Source organism: Streptomyces flaveolus, from assembly GCF_014648815.1.
Taxonomy (GTDB): domain Bacteria; phylum Actinomycetota; class Actinomycetes; order Streptomycetales; family Streptomycetaceae; genus Streptomyces; species Streptomyces flaveolus.
The window spans coordinates 17,625-33,052 of record NZ_BMRV01000009.1 but is presented as its reverse complement, the minus strand read 5'-3'; the positions used below and the strand labels follow the sequence as shown (position 1 = coordinate 33,052).

At 73.2% G+C, this 15,428-nt stretch carries 15 protein-coding genes; 5 read left to right on the top strand and 10 right to left on the bottom strand.

Features of this window, described 5'->3' with window-relative positions; all coding sequences use genetic code 11:
- Positions 1 to 2: 2 nt before the first annotated feature.
- Positions 3 to 1,130 carry a recombinase RecA gene (gene recA / locus IEZ05_RS21260; RefSeq protein WP_189231778.1) on the bottom strand — a complete coding sequence of 376 codons (1,128 nt, stop codon included), beginning with the start codon at positions 1,128 to 1,130 and terminating at the stop codon, positions 3 to 5.
- Positions 1,131 to 1,412: 282 nt separating this feature from the next.
- Between recA and IEZ05_RS21255 the strand changes: the two genes are divergently transcribed.
- Positions 1,413 to 1,613: a DUF2191 domain-containing protein gene (locus tag IEZ05_RS21255; RefSeq protein WP_189231777.1), complete on the top strand. Its 201-nt coding sequence runs from the start codon at positions 1,413 to 1,415 to the stop codon at positions 1,611 to 1,613.
- A 112-nt stretch (positions 1,614 to 1,725) separates the two neighbouring features.
- Positions 1,726 to 2,550: a hypothetical protein gene (locus tag IEZ05_RS21250; RefSeq protein WP_229869791.1), complete on the top strand. Its 825-nt coding sequence runs from the start codon at positions 1,726 to 1,728 to the stop codon at positions 2,548 to 2,550.
- A 4-nt stretch (positions 2,551 to 2,554) separates the two neighbouring features.
- Here the strand turns inward: IEZ05_RS21250 and IEZ05_RS21245 are convergent, their stop codons facing one another.
- Together IEZ05_RS21245 and IEZ05_RS21240 are read right to left on the bottom strand one after the other, a co-directional pair.
- Positions 2,555 to 3,859, bottom strand: a complete 1,305-nt coding sequence (locus tag IEZ05_RS21245; RefSeq protein WP_189231776.1) for an AI-2E family transporter — start codon at positions 3,857 to 3,859, stop codon at positions 2,555 to 2,557.
- Positions 3,860 to 3,919: 60 nt separating this feature from the next.
- Positions 3,920 to 4,114, bottom strand: coding sequence for a DUF3046 domain-containing protein (locus tag IEZ05_RS21240; RefSeq protein WP_189231775.1), 195 nt, complete (start codon positions 4,112 to 4,114; stop codon positions 3,920 to 3,922).
- An 81-nt stretch (positions 4,115 to 4,195) separates the two neighbouring features.
- Between IEZ05_RS21240 and IEZ05_RS21235 the strand changes: the two genes are divergently transcribed.
- On the top strand, positions 4,196 to 5,140 hold the full coding sequence (locus IEZ05_RS21235) for a hypothetical protein (protein WP_189231774.1): 945 nt from the start codon (positions 4,196 to 4,198) through the stop codon (positions 5,138 to 5,140).
- A gap of 9 nt (positions 5,141 to 5,149) precedes the next feature.
- Here IEZ05_RS21235 and IEZ05_RS21230 read toward each other — a convergent pair whose 3' ends face one another.
- The 3 genes from IEZ05_RS21230 to IEZ05_RS21220 are packed head-to-tail and all read right to left on the bottom strand — an operon-like array spanning position 5,150 to position 7,121.
- On the bottom strand, positions 5,150 to 5,458 hold the full coding sequence (locus IEZ05_RS21230) for an AzlD domain-containing protein (RefSeq protein WP_189231773.1): 309 nt from the start codon (positions 5,456 to 5,458) through the stop codon (positions 5,150 to 5,152).
- Positions 5,455 to 6,258, bottom strand: a complete 804-nt coding sequence (locus tag IEZ05_RS21225) for an AzlC family ABC transporter permease (protein ID WP_189231772.1) — start codon at positions 6,256 to 6,258, stop codon at positions 5,455 to 5,457. Before IEZ05_RS21225 ends, IEZ05_RS21230 begins: the two co-directional genes overlap by 4 nt.
- Complete coding sequence (locus IEZ05_RS21220) at positions 6,255 to 7,121, bottom strand: AraC family transcriptional regulator (RefSeq protein WP_189231771.1); 867 nt, start codon at positions 7,119 to 7,121, stop codon at positions 6,255 to 6,257. Before IEZ05_RS21220 ends, IEZ05_RS21225 begins: the two co-directional genes overlap by 4 nt.
- A 133-nt stretch (positions 7,122 to 7,254) precedes the next feature.
- Here IEZ05_RS21220 and IEZ05_RS21215 point away from each other — a divergent pair, with 133 nt between their 5' ends.
- Positions 7,255 to 12,225, top strand: a complete 4,971-nt coding sequence (locus IEZ05_RS21215) for an ATP-dependent helicase (RefSeq protein WP_189231770.1) — start codon at positions 7,255 to 7,257, stop codon at positions 12,223 to 12,225.
- 18 nt (positions 12,226 to 12,243) lie between these two features.
- Positions 12,244 to 13,080, top strand: a complete 837-nt coding sequence (locus IEZ05_RS21210) for an Fpg/Nei family DNA glycosylase (RefSeq protein ID WP_189231769.1) — start codon at positions 12,244 to 12,246, stop codon at positions 13,078 to 13,080.
- 25 nt (positions 13,081 to 13,105) lie between these two features.
- Here IEZ05_RS21210 and IEZ05_RS21205 read toward each other — a convergent pair whose 3' ends face one another.
- From IEZ05_RS21205 to IEZ05_RS21190, 4 genes are all read right to left on the bottom strand, one after another.
- Entirely contained in the window at positions 13,106 to 13,591 is a 486-nt protein-coding gene (locus IEZ05_RS21205; RefSeq protein ID WP_189231768.1) for an SRPBCC family protein, read from the bottom strand.
- Complete coding sequence (locus tag IEZ05_RS21200) at positions 13,588 to 13,962, bottom strand: ArsR/SmtB family transcription factor (RefSeq protein WP_189231767.1); 375 nt, start codon at positions 13,960 to 13,962, stop codon at positions 13,588 to 13,590. Before IEZ05_RS21200 ends, IEZ05_RS21205 begins: the two co-directional genes overlap by 4 nt.
- A gap of 364 nt (positions 13,963 to 14,326) precedes the next feature.
- Entirely contained in the window at positions 14,327 to 14,797 is a 471-nt protein-coding gene (locus IEZ05_RS21195) for a Dps family protein (protein ID WP_161164859.1), read from the bottom strand.
- 185 nt (positions 14,798 to 14,982) lie between these two features.
- Positions 14,983 to 15,363 (bottom strand): helix-turn-helix domain-containing protein, encoded by a 381-nt coding sequence (locus IEZ05_RS21190; protein ID WP_161164858.1) that lies wholly within the window; start codon positions 15,361 to 15,363, stop codon positions 14,983 to 14,985.
- Between the last annotated feature and the right edge of the window lie 65 nt (positions 15,364 to 15,428).

The window sequence follows — 15,428 nt, the reverse complement described above, 5'->3', positions numbered from 1 at the left end:
GGTCAGCTCTTGGCTGCCGCGGCCTTGGACTTGGTGGCCTTGGCCGTCGCGGGGGCGGGCACCGCCGGTGCGGCGTCGGCCGGGGCGGCGGAGACCGCGGCGTCCGTGCCCGGCTCGGTGGCCGGCTCCTCGGGACGCACGCCGACGCCCAGCTTCTCCTTGATCTTCTTCTCGATCTCGTTGGCCAGGTCGGGGTTGTCCTTCAGGAAGTTGCGCGCGTTCTCCTTGCCCTGGCCGAGCTGGTCGCCCTCGTACGTGTACCAGGCGCCGGCCTTGCGGACGAAGCCGTGCTCCACGCCCATGTCGATCAGGCCGCCCTCGCGGCTGATGCCATGGCCGTAGAGGATGTCGAACTCGGCCTGCTTGAAGGGCGGCGCGACCTTGTTCTTGACGACCTTGCAGCGGGTGCGGTTGCCGACCGCCTCCGTGCCGTCCTTCAGCGTCTCGATGCGGCGGATGTCGATGCGCACGGAGGCGTAGAACTTCAGCGCCCGGCCACCGGTCGTGGTCTCCGGGGAGCCGAACATCACACCGATCTTCTCGCGGAGCTGGTTGATGAAGATCGCGGTGGTCTTGGACTGGTTGAGCGCGCTGGTGATCTTCCGCAGCGCCTGGCTCATCAGCCGGGCCTGGAGACCCACGTGGCTGTCGCCCATCTCGCCCTCGATCTCCGCGCGCGGGACGAGCGCGGCGACGGAGTCGATGACGATGAGGTCGAGGGCGCCGGAGCGGACCAGCATGTCCACGATCTCCAGGGCCTGCTCGCCGTTGTCCGGCTGGGAGAGGATCAGGTTGTCGATGTCGACGCCGAGCTTCTTCGCGTACTCGGGGTCGAGGGCGTGCTCCGCGTCCACGAACGCGACCTGGCCGCCGGCCTTCTGCGCGTTCGCCACGGCGTGCAGGGTCAGGGTCGTCTTGCCCGAGGACTCGGGGCCGTAGACCTCCACGACCCGGCCGCGGGGGAGGCCGCCGACGCCGAGGGCCACGTCGAGCGCGGTCGATCCGGTCGGGATGACCTCGATGGGCTCGTTCGGCCGCTCGCCCATGCGCATGACCGCGCCCTTGCCGAATTGCCGTTCAATCTGTGCGAGCGCGGCGTCCAGGGCCTTCTCGCGGTCGGTTCCTGCCATGGGTTCCACCCGGTTTGCTTGATTCGATCGCTTCACGTCAAAGACGCTAATGCCTGCCACTGACAATGCGCCTCGGTGCGGGTCCGGCCTGTGGATAACTCGGGCACTTCTCCGTCCAAACCCAGTCGAATCACCCGTCACGAGCCTCGCCGGAGCCTCCATAAGAATGGATGTTCGATTTTCGTGTCAAGCGCACCACGCGGCACCTCCGAGCGTACGTCTCCGGTGCCGAGGGCCCGGCCGACGGCTAGAGTGCGCGCACGCGATGCGAGGAGGGGACCCATGGCCAAGGTCAGCATCAGTCTCGACGCCGAACTGGTGGTGGAGGTCATGGTCCTGGCCGGCATCGGCTCGCCCCAGGACGCCGTCGAGGCGGTGGTCCGGGACTACATCGCCCGCGGTCACCGCACGGAGACCCGTACCGAGGCGAGAGACCGGAACCTGCGTGAGGTCGACGCCGAGCCGCAGGAACCGCAGGGCTGACCCCCTGGGGGCTTTCCGTCAGCCGGACCGAGGTCCCCTGCTCCCCCGGGCGTACGGCAGGTGTCTCCGGACGGACGACGACCGGGCGGCGGGTCCGCGACAGGGTCGTCCCATGCAGCACGAGGGGACCGCCCGCACCGCCGCCGGAACCGCCCACCAGGCCGCACCGGACCCACCGCCCGCGCACCCCCTGCCGCCCGGCCGGTCCCCGGTGACGCGCGCGTGCCGCACGACCGGCCTCCTCCTGATCCTCTCGGGCCTCGTGCACCTGGTGGTGTTCGCCGTGGACGGCGGCCCCTGGGACGGGCCCGTCTCCTGGCGCAAGCCGGTGACGTTCGGGCTGTCCTTCGGCATCACGCTGATCGCGGTCGCCTGGATCACCTCGTACCTGCGCGTCCGGCCGGGGCCGCGCGCCGCGCTGCTCGCCGTGTTCGCGGCCGACTGTGTCCTCGAGGTCGCCGGCATCACCCTTCAGGCGTGGCGCGGAGTGCCCTCGCACCTCGACATGGAGACGTCGTTCGACACGGCCGTGTCGATGTCCCTCGCGGTGGGCGGTGGCGTGCTGGTGGTGCTGCTGACCGTGTTCGCGGTCGCGTCGTTCCGCCACCGTCCCACGGGGCCGGCGGGCATGGCCCTCGCCGTGCGGTCCGGGTTCGCGCTGCTGCTGGTCGGGCTCGCTTCGGGTGCCGCGATGATCGCGCGTGGCGTGGTCCTCACCCGGACCGGCCACCAGGAGGCGGCGTACCACTCCACGGCGCCGCTCAAGCCGCTGCACGGGGTGAGCCTGCACGCCGTCCTGGTGCTGCCGGTACTGGCCTGGCTGCTGTCCCTGACCTCGTGGGACGCGACGCCACGGCGGCGGACCGTGGCCGTGGCGGTGGGCTGCTACGCGGCCGCCGTCGTCGCCGCCGGAGTGTGGGCCGCCCTGACGTACTGACCCCTCAGGCGGTGCCACCGCCACCGGAGCCATGGTGCCCGGGTCCGCCGTCCCCGGGGCCGTCCGCCCCGGAGGGCGCCGTGTCCGGTCGCCGGGCCCACAGCTTCCGTATGCGCGTGAATGCCCCGGCCCCCGCCCCGCGGCGGTCGCGGTGCCCGTGGACGCGGGGATCGTCCGTGACGTCGTACCGCTTGACGTACGCCCCGAGGAACGCCTGCAGCGTGGCGACCGCCGGGATGGCGATCAGCGCGCCGACGGCGCCCAGTAGGGCGGTGCCCGCGATGACCGAGCCGAAGGCGACCGCGGGGTGGATGTCCACGGTCTTCGACGTCAGCTTGGGCTGCAGCACGTAGTTCTCGAACTGCTGGTAGACCACCACGAAGCCCAGCACCCACAGCGCGTACCAGGGGTTGACGGTGAACGCGATCAGCATGGGCAGGGCGCCCGCGAGATAGGTGCCGATGGTGGGGATGAACTGCGACACCAGGCCCACCCACACGGCCAGCGCGGGCGCGTAGGGCACCTCCAGGATCTCCAGCAGGACGTAGTGCGCGACGCCGGAGATCAACGCCATCAGACCGCGCGAGTACAGGTAACCGCCGGTCTTGTCCACGGCGATCTCCCACGCGCGCAGGACCTCGGCCTGCCGCGCGGGCGGCAGGACGGAACACAGCCCGCGCCGCAGCCGGGGGCCGTCGGCGGCGAAGTAGAACGAGAACAGCAGGATCGTCAGCAGCTGGAAGAGGCCCCCGAGGACCTGCGCGGACACGTCCAGGACGCCGGAGGCGCTGTTCTGCACGTAGTTGCGCAGCCAGTCGGAGCGGAGCAGGCCCTCCTGGACGTCCACCCTCCTGAGCTCGGTGTGGAAGTGGCCGTTGACCCAGTTGATCACTGAGTCGAGGTAGTCGGGGAAGTCCTCGACCATCTTGACGATCTGGCCCGCGAGCATGGAGCCGAGCAGCGTCACGAACCCCGCGGCGGCGACCAGCACGGCGAGGAAGACGACGAAGGTGGCCAGCCCCCGGCGCATGCCGCGCCCGGCCATCCAGCTCACCGCGGGCTCGATGGCGAGCGCCAGGAAGAACGCGATGAGGATGTTGATCAGCAGGCCGGTGAGCTGGTGGAAGGCCCAGCTGCCCAGCTGGAAGACGGCGATCAGCGACAGGGCCAGCACCATGGCCCGCGGCAGCCAGCGCGGCATACGGGCGCCCGGTCCCGCGCTGCCGCCGGCGGGGGGCGGGGCGGGCGGCGTCGTGCCGGACAGAGGGGTGTGCCGGGTCGCCTGCCCGGTCTCGTCAGTGGATGCCACGGACCAAGTCTCGCCCACGCCACCGACAGCGAACGCACGGTCCGCGATCTTCGTGACCGATCAGCGCTGCTCCTGTGGCACGTTCATGACGGTGCAGACCACTCGCCACACGTCCTTGGCGTCCCAGCCGGCGTCCAGCGCCTCGTGCACCGTACGACCGCCGAGCTCCGTCATCACGTGATCGCGCGCGAAGGTGTCGGCGTACCCCGGACCGAAGTGCTCCGTCATCCGCTCCCAGAAGACCGTCAACCGCATGACCCCAGTATCCCGCCCCTGAGGGTGGGCCCTGAGCCGGGACCGGGTGCTGGGACCGCTTTCCGCCCTACGGTCTGACGCATGGCCGAAAACGGAGCTTCCCCACTCCCCCCGTCGCCCCCTGCGCGCTCCCCGCTCGCGCGCGCGGAGCACTTCGTCTGGCTCACCGCGCGCGTGCTGGAGCAACGCCTGTTCGCCTACCACTTCCGCGACGGCGACGCCGCGCCGGTGGAGACGGCGCTGGACGCCTACCGCAACGAGGACGGCGGGTACGGTCACGCCCTGGAGCCCGATCTGCGCGGCCCCGTCAGCCAGCCGCTGCACGCCGCCCACGCCCTGCGTGTCCTGGACGCCGTCGGGCGCTGCGGCGGGCAGCGCGTGGAACGGGTGTGCCGCTATCTGACCTCCGTCTCCACCGCCGACGGAGCCCTGCCCGCGATCCATCCCAGCCAGCGCGGTTACCCGGCCGCCCCCTTCGTACCCGTGGTGGACGACCCTCCCGGGGAGCTGCTCGCCACCGGTCCGGTGGTCGGTCTGCTGCACCGCAACGAGGTCTGGCACGCCTGGCTGTTCCGGGCCACGGACTTCTGCTGGCGGGCGGTCGAGTCGGTGCGGACCTCCCACCCGTACGAGGTCGAGGCCGCCGTGGCCTTCCTGGACGCCGCCCCCGACCGCCCGCGTGCGCGTGCGGCGGCCGAGAGGCTGGGCCGCCTGGTGCGCGAACAGCGCCTCGCGGTGCTCGATCCGGACGCCCGCGACACCTACCCGGTCTCCCCGGGCTACGCCCCGGGCGAGCACCACTTCCCCCACGACTACGCGAGGGAGCCGCACTCCCTCGCACGCGCGTGGTTCACGGACGACGAGATGGCCCGCTCCCTCGACTTCCTCGCGGCGGAACAGGACGAGGACGGCGGCTGGCCCGTCCGCTGGCGCCACTGGGCACCCGCCCCCGCGCTGGAGGCACGCCCCCGGGTGACGCTCGACGCCCTGCGCACGCTCCGGGCGTACGGCCGCCCCATCGGCTGACCGGCGCCCTCAACCGCCCATGGCGCGCACACCCGCGGTGACCACCACGGCCGCCGCGACGACCAGCAGGAACGGAGCCCGCAGCACCAGGGCCACGGCGGCCGCGGCGACCCCCGCGGCCCGCGCGTCCAGGACGAGCGCCTGCCCGTCGGCGAAGGTCTGCTGGGCGGTCAGCGCGGCGAGGAGGGCGACGGGCAGCAGGGCGGCGAGACGCCTGACCAGGGGCCGCTCCAGGGCGCCCGCGGGCACCAGCAGCCCGAGGAGTTTGACGGCGTAGCAGCCGAGTGCGGTCACGCCGATCGCTATCCAGATGCTCAACGCTCTCCCTCCGTCCCGGAGCCCCGGCCGGGGCTCCGTGCGCTGTCTGGTGCACGGTCCTGTGGGTCGTCGTCCTCGCCGTGCCGTGGGGAAGCCCGGCGGCGTCCCTCCGCCCACAGGACGGCCGGCGCGGCCAGCGCCGCCACCAGGACGGGCACACCGGCGGGCAGGACGGGCAGCAGACCGAGCCCCAGCAGGACGGCCAGGGCGGCGACCACACGCTCGGTGGTGGTCTTCAGCATCGGCGCGAGCAGCGCCAGGAACACCGCGGGGCCGGCCGCGTCGAGGCCCCAGACGTCGGTGTCGCCGATGGCCTCCGCGCCCAGTGCGCCGAGCAGGGTGGTGAGGTTCCACAGCACGTACAGGGTGAGACCGGTGACGGTGAACCCGATCCGTACGCTGCGTCGCGTCGGCTGCGCCAGTGCCACGGCCGTCGTCTCGTCGATGACCCAGTGGGCGGCGAACGGCCGCACCGCGCGCGGGAGGGCCAGCAACTGCGACAGCCGCAGCCCGTAGAAGGCGTTGCGCACGCCCAGGAAGAAGGCCCCCGCCGCGGCCGTGAGCGGGTTGCCGCCGGCCGCGAGCGCTCCCACGAGCGCGAACTGGGAGGCCCCGGTGAAGACCAGCAGGCTGAGCGCGCACGTCTGCGGCAACGTCAGCCCACTGCCCGCCGAGGTCACCCCGAAGGCGAACCCGGACAGTCCGACGGCGACTCCTACCCCGAGGGCGTCCCGTACGACGGCGGCGTCCGGCTTGCCTTCGACGGCGCTCGTGTCGGGTACGGCTGTCTGTTCTGTCACGCCTCGGACGGTAGGAGCAGTCGCCGCCGCGCGTCTTGTACGTTCTTGCGCTCGCGCTGGTAGGCGCCGGGCGGCACGCCCACGATCCGTGCGAAGTGCCGGTTCAGGTGCGGCTGGTCGGTGAAGCCCACGGCGACGGCGGCCTCGGCCGGTGTGGTCCCGGCGTCCAGCATCCGCCGCGCCCGGCGCACCCGGGCGTCCGTCAGCCAGGTGTGGGGCGGCATCCCGTACGCGCTCCGGAAGGCCCGCAGCAAGGCGAACGGGCTGCTCCCGAGCTCCGCGGCGAGCGTCTCCAGGCTGGGGGGATCGGCCATCCGCTCCTCCAGCACGGCACGCGCGCGTGCCGCCACCCGGGCCCCGGCGGTCCGCACCTCCCGCCGTGGCAGCGGGCCGCCGTTCAGCCGCAGCAGCCGGGTCACGGCCACCCGCAGCAGGGTGTCGGCGGCGAGCGCGTTCCCCTCGTCGGCGGCCCGCAGCACCCGGTGCACCAGCTCGACGGTGTACGGGTCGTCGAGCACCGGCCGGACGAATCCCGGCGTACCGCGCAGGGTGGTCGTCTCCGCCGCGATCGCGGCCACCAGCTCGGGCGCCGGATAGACCGCCCCGTACCGCCAGCCCTCCGGCACCCCGGCCCGTCCCGTGTGCGGGGTGTCGGGATTGACCAGCGCGAGCGACCCGGCACCGGCGTACTGGTCGCTCCCGCCGTGGTGGAAGACCTCCACGCCGTCGGCGATGGCGGCGATGACGAAGTGCTCGTGGGTGTGCCGGACGAAGGTCTTCCGTATGTACTGGGCGCGCAGCAGATCGACGCCGGGCAATTCGGCGTACTGCCAGTGCCGCGCCCGCTCTCCCGATCCCGCCATGGGTCCATTCTGCGCCACCCGGGCGGCCCGGCACCGCCGGCGTGACCCGGCCGGGCCGCCGCACGAGCGCCGCGTCCGGGGATCATCCGCCCAGCTCAGGCCGTTTGTCAGTGCCGGGGTGCACGATGGATCCATGGTCAGCTCCGCACACCGAGCCCTGGACGGCTTCTCCCCCGCGACCCGCGGCTGGTTCACGGGGGCCTTCTCCGCGCCCACCGCCGCCCAGGCGGGTGCGTGGCAGGCCATCTCGGAGGGCTCGGACGTGCTGGTGGTCGCGCCCACCGGTTCCGGCAAGACGCTGGCCGCCTTCCTCGCCGCCCTGGACCAGCTGGCCTCCACGCCCCCGCCGGCCGACCCGAAGAAGCGCTGCCGGGTGCTGTACGTCTCTCCGCTCAAGGCCCTGGCCGTCGACGTCGAGCGCAATCTGCGCAGCCCCCTGACCGGCATCCGCCAGGAGTCCGTCCGGCTCGGTCTGCCCGAGCCCGAGGTGAAGGTCGGCATCCGTTCGGGAGACACCCCGGCCGCCGAGCGCCGGGCTCTGGCCACCCGCCCGCCGGACATCCTGATCACGACCCCGGAGTCCCTGTTCCTGATGCTGACGTCGGCCACGCGCGACGCGCTGACCGGCGTGGAGACGGTGATCCTGGACGAGGTGCACGCGGTGGCGGGCACCAAGCGCGGCGCCCATCTCGCGCTCACCCTGGAGAGGCTGGACGAGCTGCTGCCGAAGCCGGCCCGCCGGATCGGCCTGTCGGCGACGGTCCGCCCGGTGGACGAGGTCGCCCGGTTCCTCGCCCCCCGCGGCAAGGTGGAGATCGTCCAGCCGGACTCGGGCAAGGAGTTCGACCTCTCCGTCGTCGTCCCGGTCGAGGACCTGGGGGAGCTCGGCGGCTCCCCGGTCACCGAGGGCAAGGAGGGCGCCGAACGCCCGTCGATCTGGCCGCACGTCGAGGAGCGGATCGCCGATCTCGTCCAGTCGCACCGCTCCACCATCGTCTTCGCCAACTCCCGCCGCCTGGCCGAGCGCCTGTGCAACAGGCTCAACGAGATCGCGTACGAACGGGCGACCGGCGAGCCCCTGGACGAGCACCACTCCCCCGCCGAGCTCATGGGCGGCTCGGGTGCGGCCCAGGGCGCCCCGCCCGTGATCGCCCGCGCCCACCACGGCTCCGTCTCCAAGGAGCAGCGCGCCCTCGTCGAGGAGGACCTCAAGGCGGGCCGCCTGCCCGCTGTGGTCGCCACCTCCAGCCTGGAGCTGGGCATCGACATGGGCGCCGTGGACCTCGTGGTCCAGGTGGAGTCACCGCCCTCCGTCGCCTCCGGCCTCCAGCGCGTCGGCCGTGCGGGCCATCAGGTCGGCGCGGTCTCCACGGGCGTGGTCTTCCCCAAGTACCGCGGTGACCTGGTGCAGGCCGCCGTGGTCACCGAGCGGATGCGCAGCGGCGCCATCGAGGCCCTGAGGGTCCCCGCCAATCCGCTGGACGTCCTGGCCCAGCAGCTGGTCGCGATGACCGCGCTGGACACCTGGCAGGTCGACGACCTGCTCACCACCGTCCGCCGCGCCGCCCCCTTCGCCTCCCTCCCGGAGTCGGCCTTCACGGCCGTCCTGGACATGCTCGCGGGCCGCTATCCCTCCGACGCCTTCGCCGAGCTGCGCCCGCGCGTGGTGTGGGACCGGGTCGCGGGGACCGTCACCGGCCGCCCGGGCGCACAGCGCCTCGCCGTCACCTCCGGGGGGACGATCCCCGACCGCGGGCTCTTCGGGGTGTTCCTCGCCGGCGCCGATCCCAAGAAGGGCGGCGGCCGGGTCGGCGAGCTCGACGAGGAGATGGTGTACGAGTCCCGGGTCGGGGACGTCTTCACGCTCGGCACGAGCTCCTGGCGCATCGAGGACATCACGCGCGACCGGGTGCTGGTCTCCCCCGCTCCGGGCGTACCGGGCCGGCTGCCGTTCTGGAAGGGCGACCAGCTGGGCCGCCCCCTCGAACTGGGCCGCGCGCTGGGCGCGTTCCTGCGGGAGGTCGGCTCCCTCACCAAGGAGGACGCCCGGCTGCGCCTGGTCACCGCGGGCCTGGACGCCTGGGCGGCGGACAACGTTCTGGCGTACCTCGACGAGCAGCGCGAGGCCTGCGGTCACGTACCCAACGACCGCACCATCGTCGTGGAGCGCTTCCGGGACGAGCTGGGCGACTGGCGCGTCGTGGTCCACTCGCCCTTCGGCGCCCAGGTCCACGCCCCCTGGGCACTCGCGCTCGGCGCCCGCCTGTCCGAGCGGTACGGCATGGACGCCCAGGTCATGCACGCCGACGACGGCATCGTGCTGCGCCTGCCCGACGCCGATCTGATGGGCCTGGACCTGCTCGACCAGGAACCGTCGAAGCCCGGCCTGGAGTACGACGCCGAGCAGGCGCCCGTCGGCGCGGCCGACGTCGTCTTCGACAAGGGTGACGTCGACCGGGTCGTCACCGACCAGGTGGGCGGGTCGGCCCTGTTCGCGTCCCGTTTCCGGGAGTGCGCCGCCCGCGCGCTGCTGCTGCCGCGCCGCAATCCGGGCAAGCGCACCCCGTTGTGGCAGCAGCGCCAGCGCGCCGCGCAGCTGCTCGAGGTGGCGAGCGAGTACGGCTCGTTCCCGATCGTCCTGGAAGCGGTCCGCGAGTGCCTCCAGGACGTCTTCGACGTGCCCGGCCTGGTCGAGCTGATGGGCGACGTGGAGACACGCAAGGTGCGCCTGGTCGAGGTCACCACTCCGGAGCCGTCCCCCTTCGCCCGCTCCCTGCTGTTCGGCTACGTCGCCCAGTTCCTGTACGAGGGCGACTCCCCGCTCGCCGAGCGCCGGGCCGCCGCCCTGTCGCTGGACTCGCGGCTGCTGGCCGAACTGCTCGGCCAGGCGGAGCTGCGCGAGCTGCTCGACGCGGACGTGCTCGGCGAGCTGGAGCGCGAGCTGCAGTGGCTCACCGAGGACCGGCGCGTCAAGGATCCGGAGGGTGTCGCGGACCTGCTGCGGATGCTGGGCCCGCTCACGGACACGGAGCTGGCCGAGCGGGGCGCCGAGCCGCAGTGGGCCCGGGAGCTGGCCGCCGCCCGCCGCGCGATCAAGGTACGGATCGCCGGCGCCGATCACTGGGCGGCGATCGAGGACGCGGGCCGGCTGCGCGACGCGTTGGGCACGGCCCTGCCCGTGGGCGTGCCCGAGGCCTTCACCGAGCCGGTCAAGGACCCGCTCGGCGACCTCCTCGCCCGCCACGCCCGCACTCACGGCCCGTTCACGTCGGTCACCGCCGCCGCCCGCTTCGGTCTGGGCGTCGCGGTGACCGAGGGCGCCCTGCAGCGGCTCGCGGCGGCGGGCCGGGTCGTGCAGGGCGAGTTCCATCCGGCCGGGATCGGTCAGGAGTGGTGCGACGCGACGGTGCTGCGCCGGTTGCGCCGCCGTTCCCTGGCCGCGCTGCGGCACGAGCTGGAGCCGGTGTCGCCGGCCGCGCTCGGCCAGTTCCTGCCCCAGTGGCAGCACATCGGCAAGGGGCACGCCCTGCGCGGCATCGACGGCCTGGTGCGGGCCGTCGAGCAGTTGCAGGGCGCGTCCGTGCCCGCGTCCGCGCTGGAGAAGCTCGTCCTGCCGTCCCGGGTGGCGGACTACACGCCCGCGATGCTGGACGAACTCACGGCCGCCGGCGAGGTGGTGTGGGCGGGTGCGGGCTCCCTCCCCGGCAAGGACGGCTGGGTCTCGCTCTACCTCGCGGACGCGGCCCCGGTGCTCCTGCCGCCCGCGCACCCCCTGGAGACGACCGCTCTCCACCAGTCCGTCCTGGACAGCCTCTCCGGCGGGTACGGCCTGTTCTTCCGGCAGATCGCCGACCAGGTCCGCGCCACGACGCACCCGGACGTCACCGATCCGCAGCTGGCCGATGCCCTGTGGGACCTGGCCTGGTCCGGACGACTGACGAACGACACGCTCTCGCCCCTGCGCGCCCTGCTGGGCTCGGGCCGTACCGCGGGCGCCACCGCTCACCGTGCCAAGCGCGCGGTGCCGCGAGGACGCTACGGCTCGCTCACGGCCGCCGCCCGTGCCACGTCCCGCACCGGCCCGCCGACGGTCGCGGGCCGGTGGTCGCTGCTCCCGGCCCGCGAGGGCGACGCCACGGTGCGCGCCCACGCCCTGGCCCGCACGCTGCTGGACCGGCATGGCGTGGTGACCCGCGGCGCCGTCGCCGCCGAGGGCGTCGAGGGCGGTTTCTCGGCGGTGTACCGCATCCTGGCCGCCTTCGAGGAGAGCGGACAGGCCCGGCGCGGCTACGTCGTGGAGGGGCTCGGCGCCGCTCAGTTCGCCATGGAGGGCGCCGTGGACCGGTTGCGAGCGGTCGCCAACGCCCGTGAGCGCGGCGACGGTCCGCCCGGCCGGGCGGGCTTCGGCAACGGCGGCGCCGGCGGGCACCCCTCACCCGACGGGTCCGCCCCGGACTGGTCCTCCGGCGATTCGCCCTTCGACGACTTCGTGGTGGGCGGTGACGGATCTCCCGGCACCCTGGGCGGCCCCGCCGACGTCTTCGCATCCGCCCAGCCACTCCCCCGTTCCCGGGGCGACCAGGTCTCCCCGCGCGACTACGCGGAACCGGGTGCCGGTGGCCCGCGGGGCGGTGGCGCGCAGGGCGGCTTCGGTCTCCCGCACGGCTCGTACGACGCCGGTTTCCCCGACCGTCGCGGCCGCCCCTCGCCCGCGTCCCGGGCCGTCGTCCTGGCCGCCGCCGATCCGGCGAACGCCTACGGTGCGGCCCTGGGCTGGCCCGAACCCCCGGCCGGAGCCACGCACAAACCGGGCCGCAAGGCGGGCTCCCTGGTGGTGCTGGTGGAGGGGGAGCCGGCGCTCTACATGGAGCGCGGCGGCAAGACCCTGCTGCTGTGGCCCTCCGACCCGGACGGTCAGCCGGCCGAGGACCCGGCGCTGCGCGCGGCCACGGAGGCCCTCGCCGCCGCCGCCCGCGCGGGTTCCCTCGGCACGGTCACGGTGGAACGGATCAACGGCGCCACAGCCCTGACATCGCCCTTCGGCGCCCTGCTGGAGGAGGCGGGCTTCATCGCCACCCCCCGCGGCCTGCGCATCCGGGCGTGAGCCTGTCACCCTTGACCCATGCCCGAGGGAGACACGGTCTGGCAGGCCGCGCAGAGGCTGCACGCCGCACTGGCGGGCAGGACGCTGACCCGCAGCGACTTCCGCGTGCCCCGCTACGCGACGGTCGACCTCACCGGCCGTACCGTGCTGGACGTCACCCCGCGCGGCAAGCACCTGCTCACCCGCATCGAGGGCGGCCTGACGCTGCACTCGCACCTCAGGATGGACGGTGCCTGGAAGGTGTTCTCCGCCGGTCAGCGCTGGAGCGGCGGCCCGGCGCACCAGATCCGGGTCGTCCTCGGCACCGCCGACCGTACGGCCGTCGGCTACCGCCTGCCGGTGCTGGAGCTCCTGCGCACCGCCGACGAGCAGCGCGCGGTCGGCCACCTCGGCCCCGACCTGCTGGGCCCGGACTGGGACCCGGAGCAGGCCCTGGCCAACCTCCGCGAGGACCCGGCCCGCCCCCTCGGTGAGGCCCTGCTCGACCAGCGCAATCTCGCCGGGATCGGCAACGTCTACAAGTGCGAGCTGTGTTTCCTGCTCGGCGTCACCCCGTGGCTCCCGGTCGGCGAGCTGCCCGCCGACCGGGCCGCGAAGCTGCCCGCGCTCGCCAAGCGGCTCCTGGAGGCCAACCGCGACCGTCCGGTCCGTCGCACGACGGGCCTGCGCGGCCAGGACCTGTTCGTCTACGGCCGTGCGCCCCGCCCGTGCCTGCGGTGCGGCACGTCCGTCCGCCTGGCTGACCAGGGCGACGGTTCCCGTGAGCGCCCGACGTACTGGTGCCCCGCCTGCCAGGCGGGCCCCGCCCCGCGACCGGGTGGCTTCACCGGTGCCGGGCGGCGGAAGGGGACGTGACCCCGTCCGCCGCCGGGCCCGTGCCTCAGTCGGCCAGGAGCCCGTCCATCTGGCCGACCGCCTGCCGCAGGCCCTCGACCATGCCCATGTCGGCCAGTTGCTCCATCTGCTCCGCGGAGTCGAAGACCGAGCGCATCTCCATCCGGGTGCCGCCCCCGTGCTCGCTGAGCCGCACGTGGACGGCCATGGTCGGCATGGTGGTGCTCGGCGCACCGTCCTGGTCGGCGAAGCCGTCGGTGAACTCCAGCGACGTCGGGGCGTCGACCGAGGTGATCCGCCACCAGCCGCGGTACTTGTCGCCGTCCGGGCCGGTCATGAAGTAGGTGACGTCGCCGCCAGGGGTCAGATCGTGCTCCTCCACGGTCGCGGGGTAGGACGGCGGACCCCACCAGCGCTCCAGCTGCCGCGGGTCGGCCCACAGCTGCCACACCCGTTCGACGGGCGCGGTGAAGTCGGCAACGAGGGTGAGGGTCAGATGTGCGACGTCCTTGTCCAGGCTGGTAATGGTCATCGGTCCTGTCCTTCCGTCGGATGATGCCCACCGGTGTCGGTGTCCTGGGCGAGCAGGTGGGACATGCGCTCCACCCTGCCGCGCCAGGCCGTCTCCAGCCCGTCGAGGGCCTGCCGGGCCCGGTCCAGGGCCTCGGGATCGGTCCGTACGAGCTGTTCCCGCCCCCGGCGCTGTTTGGTCACCAGGCCGGCCCCTTCCAGTACCGCGACGTGCTTCTGCACCGCGGCGAAACTCATCGGGTAGGCCTCGGCGAGCCGTGACACCGACAGGTCGTCCCGCACGCAGCGGCGCAGGATGTCACGGCGGGTCGTGTCGGCCAGGGCGTGGAACAGGCGGTCCACGCGTTCTTCGCCCATCTCATCTACAACCATTTGGTTGTACGTTAGCTCGGTCGACGCCCGCTGTAAAGCGTCTGCGCCCGCTGTAAAGCGTCTGCCACCGCGGCCCGCTATTGCTCACCGGAGCCCGCCAGGCCCCGCGCACCCCTCCCGGAACGCGACGCGGCCGGGGCCCCCCGCACCACCGCCCGCAGGACCCGGCGCCACCGCCCCGCACCCACAGCCCCCACCGCCTGACTCCGGGGGACACAGTGCACCGGCAGCACGCTCAGCCCCCATCCGCCGACCGCGACCGCCCCTTCGACCACACCGGCACCAGGCACCAGCACCACACGCACTACGGCCCAGCACCACAGCGCGCCGAGCCCCAGCGCGGCCGCCCGACGCACGGTCGATGTCATCCGTTTTCGGCTTGGAACATCCAATGCTGCTTCTCGAGATCGGCGGTGACCTGGATGAAGATGTCCTGGCTCACGGGGTCCGGCTCCCCGGTCGCCGTGATCCGTTCCCGCATCCGTGTGATCACCGCGCCCAGCGCCTCGACGATCGTTCCCACCGCGGTGGTGTCGTCCACCCAGCCCTCGGGCGTCACCCCGATGCCGCTGCCGACGGCCACCGTCGCGGCCCGTCCGTCCGGAGACACACCGAGCGCCGAGGCACGCTCGGCCACGGTGTCGGAGTGCGTGCGCGCGGTACCGACGACCTCGTCCAGCTGGAGATGCACGGAGCGGAAACGCGGCCCGACGACGTTCCAGTGGATCTGCTTCGCGACCAGGGCCAGGTCCACCAGGTCGACGAGGGCACCCTGAAGCGCCTCGGAGACGATCTTGAGATTCGCGTCGGACAAAGGGCTCTTGACGACGTACATCCGCACCTCCGTCGGTTCTCCCCCGGGCATGTCCTTCCACGATGACCGCAGCATCAGGGACCGGCAAACCGGCGGACGCGCCCTCGGCCGGCGCCTACCGCCCGGACACGCAAAAACCCCGACCGCACCCCTCCGGTCTCCCGGAGAGGCCCTGGCCGGGGCCTCGGGCTCAGACGCGCAGACGCTCAGGCGGCGACGACGTCCACCGCTTCCGCGGGCGCCTTGATGGTCACCCGTTCCGGTGGCACACCGGCCACCGACACGGAACCCAGCATCGGACGAACCGGCGCGGGCACGGACTCGCTCGACGTGGCCGCGGCGGACTGGGCCAGCTCCGCGAGGGCGAGTTCGTCGCTCACTTCTCGCATGAGTTCGGACATCCGTACGTCCAACGCGTCGCAGATGGCGGACAGCAGCTCGGAGGACGCCTCCTTCTGCCCCCGCTCCACCTCGGAGAGATAGCCGAGTGAGACTCGGGCGGACGAGGAGACTTCGCGCAGAGTACGGCCCTGGCGCTGGCGCTGCCGACGCAGCACGTCACCCAGCAGGCGACGGAGCAGAATCATCGGTGGCTCCCTCCTCGGACCGCGTAGCCGCATCCTTCACGCCCCACCGTACCGCCTCGCGCCGC

Excerpts from the sequence above, each read along its gene's own strand:
- recA (WP_189231778.1), bottom strand. The coding sequence starts at position 1,130 with ATGGCAGGAACCGACCGCGAGAAGGCCCTGGACGCCGCGCTCGCACAG.
- IEZ05_RS21255 (WP_189231777.1), top strand. The coding sequence starts at position 1,413 with ATGGCCAAGGTCAGCATCAGTCTCGACGCCGAACTGGTGGTGGAGGTC.
- IEZ05_RS21250 (WP_229869791.1), top strand. The coding sequence starts at position 1,726 with ATGCAGCACGAGGGGACCGCCCGCACCGCCGCCGGAACCGCCCACCAG.
- IEZ05_RS21240 (WP_189231775.1), bottom strand. The coding sequence starts at position 4,114 with ATGCGGTTGACGGTCTTCTGGGAGCGGATGACGGAGCACTTCGGTCCG.
- IEZ05_RS21235 (WP_189231774.1), top strand. The coding sequence starts at position 4,196 with ATGGCCGAAAACGGAGCTTCCCCACTCCCCCCGTCGCCCCCTGCGCGC.
- IEZ05_RS21220 (WP_189231771.1), bottom strand. The coding sequence starts at position 7,121 with ATGGCGGGATCGGGAGAGCGGGCGCGGCACTGGCAGTACGCCGAATTG.
- IEZ05_RS21215 (WP_189231770.1), top strand. The coding sequence starts at position 7,255 with ATGGTCAGCTCCGCACACCGAGCCCTGGACGGCTTCTCCCCCGCGACC.
- IEZ05_RS21210 (WP_189231769.1), top strand. The coding sequence starts at position 12,244 with ATGCCCGAGGGAGACACGGTCTGGCAGGCCGCGCAGAGGCTGCACGCC.
- IEZ05_RS21205 (WP_189231768.1), bottom strand. The coding sequence starts at position 13,591 with ATGACCATTACCAGCCTGGACAAGGACGTCGCACATCTGACCCTCACC.
- IEZ05_RS21200 (WP_189231767.1), bottom strand. The coding sequence starts at position 13,962 with ATGGTTGTAGATGAGATGGGCGAAGAACGCGTGGACCGCCTGTTCCAC.
- IEZ05_RS21195 (WP_161164859.1), bottom strand. The coding sequence starts at position 14,797 with ATGTACGTCGTCAAGAGCCCTTTGTCCGACGCGAATCTCAAGATCGTC.
- IEZ05_RS21190 (WP_161164858.1), bottom strand. The coding sequence starts at position 15,363 with ATGATTCTGCTCCGTCGCCTGCTGGGTGACGTGCTGCGTCGGCAGCGC.